This window comes from Actinoplanes sp. CA-131856, assembly GCF_050956135.1.
In the GTDB taxonomy this organism is placed as follows: domain Bacteria; phylum Actinomycetota; class Actinomycetes; order Mycobacteriales; family Micromonosporaceae; genus Actinoplanes.
In genome coordinates, this window is the sequence record NZ_CP191849.1 from 7383599 (window position 1) to 7393144 (window position 9546).

Annotated in this window: 2 protein-coding genes and 1 pseudogene; 2 read left to right on the forward strand and 1 reads right to left on the reverse strand. The window is 71.7% G+C overall.

The window, feature by feature from the left end; translation table 11 throughout:
- Positions 1-103: 103 nt before the first annotated feature.
- Positions 104-7015, reverse strand: coding sequence for a non-ribosomal peptide synthetase/MFS transporter (locus ACQP2X_RS34205; RefSeq protein WP_498688981.1), 6912 nt, complete (start codon positions 7013-7015; stop codon positions 104-106).
- A 225-nt stretch (positions 7016-7240) separates the two neighbouring features.
- Here ACQP2X_RS34205 and ACQP2X_RS34210 point away from each other — a divergent pair.
- Positions 7241-8182 (forward strand): annotated as a pseudogene (locus ACQP2X_RS34210) (pyridoxal-phosphate dependent enzyme); the annotation flags it as partial.
- Positions 8183-8243: 61 nt separating this feature from the next.
- Entirely contained in the window at positions 8244-9494 is a 1251-nt protein-coding gene (locus tag ACQP2X_RS34215; protein ID WP_498688983.1) for a diaminopimelate decarboxylase family protein, read from the forward strand.
- The last annotated feature ends 52 nt before the right edge of the window (positions 9495-9546 follow it).

Genomic DNA, 9546 nt, shown 5'->3' on the forward strand with positions numbered 1-9546 from the left:
GAGCACGATCCCGCTCCCGTCCGCCGCCCGGCCGCCGGCCACAGCGTGCACCGGCGACCGGTGAGCGATCGGCACCCGCACCACGCACACCTCCGAAGAACGGTCAGGCGGACTTCTCCAGGAGTTCGTCGGCCTGGCGTTGCAAGGTATCGCGATCGCCGACCTCGGCCGGGGGCAGGGCGTCGGGCAGCGTGTCCTCGACGAAGTGGACGCGCCGGTCGTACCAGCCGCGCACGCACCACGCGATCTGGAGCAGGCCGCTGACGAACACCAGCAGGGCCAGGCTGCGGCCCTCACCCGTGCCGAAGACGGAGCCGACGTTTCCGGCGAGCGCGCCGCCCGGGGCGAGCAGCGGCTCGACGTAGCGCTCGGCCAGTGGGCCGACGACGAGATAGCCGACCGGCATCGTCAGCATCATCAGCGTCAGGAAGACCGCGAGCACCCGGCCCTGAAGGTCGAAGCCCACCTTGTTCTGCACCACCGCGATCCAGTGCGACTCGGCCAGCACCTCGCCGAACGTCAGCAGGAACATGCCAACGACCGCCGTGGTGACGCTGCTTCCGGCGCCGATGATCGTCATGCCCAGGCTGGACACGCCCATGAAGACGATCATGCCGCTGGCCCGGCGGGCGGTGCCGCCCCACAGGGTCATGGCCAGCGCGCCGGCCAGGCCGCCGACGCCACCCGCGCTGAGCACGGCGCCCAGCGCCAGCGGCGAGTGCTCGATGAGCAGCAGCGGGGTGATGACGGCGAAGCCGAGGGTGTAGAGGACGTGGTCGACGACGAAGTAGCGCAGCACCGCGCGCAGGCCGGGACGGCGGCTGAGGTAGCGCCAGCCGGCCGCCATCTCGGCGCGGAACGGCTCCTCGCGCCGCCGCCACAGCCGGTCGGGGAAGCGCACCCAGAGCAGGGTGAGCACGCCGGTGAGGAAAGAGGCGACGTCGATGAGCAGTACGCCGGTGAGCCCGACCACGCCGAACAGGGCCGCGCCGATCATCGGGGCGAACGTGGTGCCGGCCGCGACGCCGAGCTGCGTGATGCCGACGGCGTGGCCCAGGTAGCGCTTGGGCACCAGCTGCGCGACGGCGGCCAGGTAGGCCGGGCGCTGGAAGGCTCCGGCCAACGACGTGACGGAGACGGCCAGATAGAGATGCCATTCGTGGACGGTGCCCACGAACATCACGGCCACGACGGCGGCCATGGCCAGGGCGGCGGCGAGGTCGCTGGCCAGCATCACGCGGCGGCGGTCCCACCGGTCGGCCACGGCCCCGGCCAGCGGGCCGGCCAGGATGCCGGGCAGCAGGCCGATCGCGCTCAGCACGGCGAACTGGGTGAGCGAGCCGGTCCGCTGGTAGACCCAGATGCTCAGGACGAGCGAGCTGAGCCCGCTGCCGACCAGCGACACGAACTGACCGAGCGCGACGATCCCGAACCGCTTCACGCTCGGCTCGGCGGCCTTCGCCCGGGGCTGTGGCTCCTCGCCGCCGCCCTTCTCGCCGATGCCGGTCAGGACGGCGGCCAGTTCCTCGGCGTGCGACTTGATGAAGAAGTGGCCGGCGTTCGGGAGCACCTTGAGGTCCACATCGGACGCGAAGTGCTCCCACTCGTGATAGCGCTCCTGATAATGGTCGGTGACCCGGTCGCGCTCGCCGATCACGCTCACCACCGGCGCCTTCAGCAGCGGGGCGGGCGTGCTGCGGTAGGCCGCGGTGAAGTACTCCTCGGCGTCCCGCTCGTCGTGCTTGACGTTGCGGACCACGAAGGCCTGCTCGGCCGGGTCGTCGACGTCGGTGAAACCGCCGCGCCCGCGCAGATATTCGATGTACTCCCGCTTCGAGCCCATCCGCTGCAACCGGGTGAACCAGTCGAGGACCGGACCGGTCAGCCGGGCCGTCGGCAGCCCGGCGCCGAGGCCCACGCCGGCCAGGTCGAGCCCGGCCGCCTCGGCCTGCCGGGCGATCTCGACGGTGATGGCGACGCTGAGGCAGTGCCCGTAGAGCACGAGCGGCCCGCTCAGGTTCTTCATCTCGGCCACCACCCGCTCGGCCACCCGGGCCGCCGATTCGAGGGGCTCGAACGGCCGGTTGCGGTCGTGGCCCGGCAGTTCCACGGCGTGCAGCGCCCACTCCGGGGGCAGCACGTCGGCCAGGGGCTGATAGGCGATGGCGCTGCCACCCGAGTACGGCACGGCGACCACGGTCCGGCCGCCCGGTGAGGCGTCGTGCCCCGTGAGCCGGTAGAGCAGCGGCCGCCCCTCGCCCTCGGCCGTGACCGCGCCGTGCCGCTCGTCGAGGAGAGCGGCCAGGCTCCGTACCGTCGGGTGTTGATAGAGGTCGACCAGAGCGGGCGCCGGATCGACGCGCCGCACCAGCTTGACCGCCGCGAAGGAGTCACCGCCCACGGCGAAGAAGTTGTCGTCGATCCCGAGCTCGTCCAGCCCGAGCGTCTCCCGCCAGGCCGCCGCGAGCCGCTTCTCGGTCGCGGTCCGGGGCGCGGCCGGCCGGCGCGTGGGGTCCTCGGCCGGCGCCGGCAGCTTTCCCCGGTCGATCTTCCCGTTCGGGCTCAGCGGCAGCGCGTCGAGGAAGACGATCCGGGCCGGCACCATGTGCGTGGGCAGCCCGGTGGCCAGCGCGTCCCGCACGCTCTGCTCGGTGATGCCGGCCGTCCGCCGCACCACGTAGCCGACGAGCTGGGTCAGGCCGGAGGCGCCGGGATGCACCTGCGCCGCGCAGGAGGCCACCCCCGGCAGCGCGCCCAGGGCCGCCTCCACCTCGCCCAGCTCCACCCGGTAACCGTTGATCTTGACCTGGTCGTCCAGGCGGCCCAGGAAGTCGATCAGGCCGTCGCGGTGGTAGCGGGCGGCGTCGCCCGACCGGTACATGCGGGCGTCCCCGCCCGCGAACGGGTCGGGCACGAAGCGCTCGGCGGTCAGCTCGGGCCGGTCGAAATAGCCGGTGGCCACGGCCAGGCCGCCCAGGTAGAGCTCACCCACGACGCCGGGCGGCACCGGCTGGCGGTGCTCGTCGAGGACGTACACCCGGCAGTTGGGAAACGGCCGCCCGATCGGCAGCGGCGCCTCGGCCGGGAGCCGCGAGACGTCGCCCTCGAAGAAGGTGCTGTCGGCCGTCGCCTCGGTGACGCCGTAGGCGTTGACGACCCGCCCGGCCAGCGCCCGCGCCCGCCGGAACTCGCCCACGTGCCACTTCTCGCCGCCGCAGATCAGCAGCCGCACGAAGCTCAGGTCGGCCCCGGTGTCCTCGACGTGGTCGAGGAGCATGCGCAGCACGGCCGGCACGATCTCGGTGCACTCGACCCGCTCGGTGCGCATCAGATCGTAGAAGGCGGCCGGGTCGAGCAGCGTCTCGCGGGGGACGACCACGAGCCGTCCGCCGGTGCACAGGGCCCGGAACGTCTCGCAGACGAACATGTCGAACGAGAAGCTGGCCTGCTGCTGATACGTCCACTCCGGACTGAGATCGTAGGCGCGCTGCCACATCCGCACGGCGTGCACGAGATTGCCGTGGCTGACGACGACTCCCTTGGCCCGCCCGGTCGAACCCGAGGTGTACATGACGTAGGCCGGGTCCCCGGCCTGGTTGACGAGCGGCGGGTCATTGTCCGGGAATTCGGTCGTACGCCTCGGGTCCAGCACCTCGACGCCGTCGCTTTCGCCCCGCGTGATCAGGATGCGCGACCGGCTGTCGCCGAGCATGTAGCGCAGCCGGTCCCCGGGATAGGCCGGATCGAGGGGAACATAGGCGGCGCCCGCCTTGAGCACGCCCCACATGGCGACGAACAGCTCGATGCCCCGGTCGAGGCAGATGGCCACGCGGTCGCCCGGCTTCACCCCGCGCGAGCGCAGCGCCCAGGCCAGCCGGTTGGCGCGGGCGTTGAGCTCGCGATAGTCGATCGTGTCGCCGAGGTGGGTCAGGGCCGGCGCGCCCGGGGTGGTGGCCGCGATGTGCTCGAGGAACTGCTGGACCGCGACCTCGCCGGTCAGCGCGAACGCGGTGTCGTTCCACCGCCGCAGGATCAGGTCGCGCTCGTCCTCGCCCAGCATCGGCAGCCGGGAGACGGCGGTCTGTTCGTCGCGGCAGCCGGCGCCGACCAGCGCGAGCAGGTGCCGGGTGAGCGCCTCGATCCGCTCGGGGTCGTAGAGCTCGGTGGCGTAGTCGACGTTCAGCGTCGCGCCGTCGGCCGACAGATCCAGCCCGATCGTCAGATGGTCCATGGTCGTGCGGGGACCGGCGTCGCCCACATAGCGCAGCTCGGTGTCTCCCGGCGGCGTGTTGTGCACGATGAGGACCACCGGCCCGAGACCGTTGCCCCCGTCGAGGTTGCGCCGTCCCGCCGCGGCGAGGATGTCGGGGAACGCGACGTCCTGGTGGTCGAGGTCGGCGGCGACCGCGTCGCCCGTACGCCCGAGCAGCTTCCCGAAGCTCAGCTCGCCCTCGACCGCGCCCCGCACCGGGATCACGTTGATGGCCATGCCGATGTGGCTCTCCAGCGCGGGCGCGGTCCGCCCGGCCACGGTGGCCAGCACGGTCACGTCCTGCTTGCCGGTGTAGCGGTACAGCAACGTCTGAAGCCCTGAGAGCAGCAGCACGAACAGGCTCGACTTCTGCTCGCGCGCGAAGCTCCGCCACCCTTCCAGCTCGCCCGGCTCGATCCGCCGCGAGAGGCGCGCCGCGGTGTAGACCGGGGTCCGCGGTCGCGCCCGGTCGGTCGGCAGCTCGGCGCTGAGGTCCACCCCGTCGAGCCGCTCGCGCCAGTAGCCGCTCTCCGCAAGCCTTGCCGGCGGCTCCGGCAGCGGTGTCGCCTTTCCGGCCGGGGTCTCCCCCGCGCGCAGCGCCCGGTAGATCTCGGCCAGCTCGGCCCCGAACAATCCCGCCGACCATCCATCGAAGACCAGGTGGTGTACGACCAGCAGGAGCTCCTCGCCCCGCACAAGCACCTTGGCCAGCGGGGCGACCTCCAGGTCGAACGGCTCCGCGTCGTCCTCGGCCACCGGGATGGTGACGCCGTCGGAGAAGACGAAGTGCGGATCGTCGCCGATCGTCGTGACGCGGGCCCGCAGCATCGGGTGGCGGCGGGCCATCTCGTCGAGGGCCGGCCGCAGCAGGTCCACCCGCACGGGCTCGCCGAACCGGTACCGGATCCTGAGTGTGTGAACGGCCCGGTCGGCGCTGATCTGCTCGGCGACCCAGAACTCCCGCTGCAACGGCGTCAACGGCAACGGCACGGTCTCGTCCCAGACCCCGGGCTCCGTTCTCCGGGCGGCGGTTCCCTCCTTGGCCGCGGCGGTCAGCGCGGTCAGCGTGGGTGCGGCGTAGAACTCCCGAAGCGTCAGCGCGACACCGAACTCCCGGTGCAGCGCGCTGAGCAGACGTACGGCGACCAGCGAATCGCCACCCGCCGCGAAGAAGTCGTCAGCGTCACCGGGAAGCAGGCGCCGCCACAGCCCGGCCACGCCCTCCCGCGCGCCATCCGGGGCCGGATTCGCGGCGGCCAGGGCCTCGCGGTCGGTCTTGCCCTGCGGCGTGCGGGGAAACGCCGCGTGCGGGACGAACGCCGCCGGGACGAGATGCGGGGGAAGTTCAGCCGAAAGCCTTTCCCGTACGGAGGAGACGTCGTCCCCGGTCGTGAGAAGGTGGGCCACGAGACGGTCGCCGTCGCCCAGCACCACGGCGTCGGTCACGTCCGGCAGGCGGCGCAGGACGGCCTCGACCTCGCCCGGCTCCACCCGGAATCCGCGGATCTTCAGCTGCTGGTCGAAGCGGCCCAGATATTCGAGCTGCCCGCCGGCGCCGCGCCGCACCCGGTCGCCGGTGCGATATTCGCCGTCCGGGAAGCGCTCGGCCGTCAGCTCCGGCCGGTTCAGATAGCCGGTGGCGACGAACGGCCCGCCGATGTGCAGCTCGCCTTCCTCCGCCGGGACGCCGTCCGGACCGAGCACCCGGCACCGCACGCCGTTCAGCGGATGACCGATCGGCACCGGGCCGTCACCTGTCCACTCGCTGAGGTCAGCCACGGTGACCACGACTGTCGTCTCGGTCGGCCCGTAGGTGTTGAGCAGCCGCACGCTGTCACCGGCCGTGCGCTGCCATTCCCGCACGGCCGACACCGACACGGCCTCGCCACCGATGATGACCGTGCGAACCGTGGACGGAAGCGGGGCTTCTCCGCGGCTCAGCGCGCCGAGCACTTCCAGCCAGTACGAGGTGGGCAGGTCGACCACCGTGATGTCCAGCTCGGCGCAGCGCCGCAGAAAGAGATCGGGCCGGCTGATCATCTCGTCGTCCCGGACCACCACGGTCGCCCCCGCCGTGAGCGGCACGAAGATCTCCTCGACGCTGGCGTCGAAGCTGATCGGCGCGAAGTGCAGCCACCGGTCCTCCTCGGTGACCCCGTATCGCTCCCCCGCCCCCGCACAGAAGCTCGCGAGCGCCCGCCGGGGCACCAGCACCGCTTTGGGCCGCCCGGTGGACCCCGACGTGAAGATCGCGTAGGCCGGTGCCTCCCCCGGCCCCGCACCGAGCAGTGGCCCTTCATCGCCGCCCGGAACCGAACGGTCCGGGGTCGAGCCGATCACGCCGGCGGCGAACGGGAACGGCACCGTGGGTGAGTCGGTGCCGAGGACCGGGGTTCCCAGGATCAGGCGTGGGGCCGCGTCCTCGACCATGGCGGCCAGGCGGGACTGTGGATATGACGGGTCCAGCGGGACGTAGCCGGCACCGGCGGACAGGATGCCGAGCATGGCGATGACGGCGTCGCGGCCCCGCGGAAGGGACAGGCCGACCAGGTCGCCCTCGACCACGCCCGACTCGCGCAGCCGCGCCGCGACGCCGGTGGCCCGGGCGACCAGTTCGGCGTAGCTGAGGGAGCCCGCGCCGTCGGTGAGGGCGGGAGCCTCGGGGCGGCGGCGGGCCTGGGCGGCGATGAGCGTGAGCGAATCCGGCGCGGCGATGGGCGCGATCGGGTCCGGCGCGAGGGGTGGCGGGTCGACAAAAGGCATGCGCGCCACCCTCGGAAACAAAGTGGACGGCCGAACCAACGCCGGATGAGCACATCTTTAATTCGGCTGACCTGGGACCGTTTCGGCGGCGCGCAACGATTCGCCTGCTCACCGGCGGCGTAATACCTATAGGTAATGGGCGGTTCCTAATTTGATTAGTGAACACATGAGGAAGTGTCAATGGGATCAGCCGTCGACGGGAAAGGACGTGTGACGATGCACCGCATGCGTTTTGCCACCTCGATCGTCGAACTCATCGGAAACACGCCGTTGGTACAGGTGCGGCGGGTCGCCGCCCACGTCGCGCCCACGGTGCTGGCCAAGGTCGAATATCTGAACCCGGGTGGGTCGGTGAAGGACCGGGTCGCGATCCGGATGATCGAGGCGGCCGAGCGGGACGGGCGGCTGCGGCCGGGCGGCACGATCGTCGAGCCGACGTCCGGCAACACCGGGGCCGGGCTGGCCCTGGCCGCGCACGGCAAGGGGTACCGCTGCGTCTTCGTCTGCCCGGACCGGGTCAGCCAGGACAAGCGGGACGTCCTCAAGGCGTACGGGGCCGAGGTCGTGATCTGCCCTTCGACCGTTCCCCGCGAGCACCCGGACTCGTACCACTCGGTCAGCGACCGCCTCGTCGCCGAGATCGACGGGGCCTGGAAGCCCGACCAGTACACCAACCCGGACGGGCCGGCCAGCCACGCCGCCACCACCGGGCCGGAGATCTGGCGGGACACCGACGGGCGGGTGACCCACTTCGTCACCGGGCTAGGCACCGGCGGGACGCTCAACGGCACCGGCCGCTTCCTCAAGCGGATGGGGCCCGTGCGGGTGATCGGCGCCGCGCCCGAGGGCTCCGTCTACACCGGCGGGAACGGGCAGGGCTATCTGGTCGAGGGCATCGGACAGGACTTCTTCCCGCTCACCCACGACCCGGCGGTGCCCGACGAGATCATCGCGGTGTCCGACGACGAGACGTTCGCCATGACCCGGCGGCTCGCCCGCGACGAGGGGCTGCTGGTCGGCGGGTCGAGCGGGGCGGCCATGGTGGCCGCCCTGCGGGTGGCCGAGCGGCTCGGCCCGGAGGACGTCGTGGTCGTGCTCCTGCCCGACGGCGGCCGGGGCTATCTCACCAAGGTTTTCAACGACGACTGGATGACCGTCCACGGGTTCGACGTGCCCCGGCACGCCGTCACCGCGGCCTGACCACCACCGGAGACACCGCACCATGCCGATGAGTGACGATTTCGACCAGCGCCTGCGGGCCGTGCTGCCGTCCGTGGCCGAACGGTTCGGAACGCCGTTCTACCTGTACGACGCGGCGGGCATCGACGAGACGGCCGCGACCTTCAACGAGGCCTTCGCCGGAATGGACTGCCGCGAGTACTTCGCGGTCAAGGCGCTGCCCAATCCCGCCGTTCTCAGCCGGCTGGCGGCGCACGGTTTCGGTTTCGATTGCAGCTCGCTGCCGGAGATCGAGCTGGCCCGGGGAAAGGGCGAGCTCTTCTTCACGTCGAACAACACCACCACGGCCGAGTTGCTCATGGCGCTGGAGGCCGGCGCCTTCGTCACGGTCGACGACGAGGCCGTGCTCGACAAGCTGATCGCCGCGAACGCCGTGCCGGACAGGCTCGGCTTCCGGATCAACCCGGGCCCGCTCGCGCCCGACTTCGACGCCAAGCTCTTCGGCCATCCCCAGGCGGCGAAGTTCGGCATCCCCGTCGAACGGCTGGCCCCGGTCGTCGCCAGAGCCGCACACCACGGCGTACGGGCGGTCGGGCTGCACATGATGATCGCGGCCAACTTCCGTACGCCGGAACCCACGCTCTTCGCCCTTGATCTGCTCACCGCGCAGGCGCTGCGGCTCGGCGTCGAGGTCGCGCTCCTCAACGTCGGCGGCGGCATGGGCATCCCCTACCGGCCGGGCGAGGCGCCCCTCGACCTCACCGCCCTGGCCGCCGCCGTGCGGGGCCGCGTGGACGCCTGGCCGGCCGGCTTCCGGCCCCGGATCTGCTTCGAGAACGGCCGCTACATGACCGGGCCGCACGGCGTGCTGGTGACCCGGGTGGTCAACCGCATGTCGAAGTACCGCGAAGTGGTCGGCGTCGACAGCACCGTCAACGCGCTGCTGCGGTCGGTCGTCTACGACGGCGTCTACCACCACGTGACCGCGCCCTTCGCCGCGAGCGACCGGGCCGAAACGGTCGACGTTGTCGGCTCGCTGTGCACGAACATCGACCGTTTGGCTGTCCAACGTGAACTGCCCGATGTGGCAGAGGGCGACCTGCTGATCGTCCACGACACGGGGGCCCACGCGCACGCGATGGCGTCGGTCTACAACGGCCGGCTGAGGCCGAAAGAGCTGCTCCTGCACGCCGACGGCACGGTCGAGCTGATCCGCCGGGCCGAGACGGACGACGACTACTTCGCGACGCTGCGCTTCGCGCCGGAGACGCTGAGGCCGGCGGTTCACGCCATGAGGTGACACCCGATCGGGTGACGGTCTCGACAGGGACGACCGCTTGCTGTCCGTCAGT

Excerpts from the sequence above, each read along its gene's own strand:
- ACQP2X_RS34205 (WP_498688981.1), bottom strand. The coding sequence starts at position 7,015 with ATGCCTTTTGTCGACCCGCCACCCCTCGCGCCGGACCCGATCGCGCCC.
- ACQP2X_RS34215 (WP_498688983.1), top strand. The coding sequence starts at position 8,244 with ATGAGTGACGATTTCGACCAGCGCCTGCGGGCCGTGCTGCCGTCCGTG.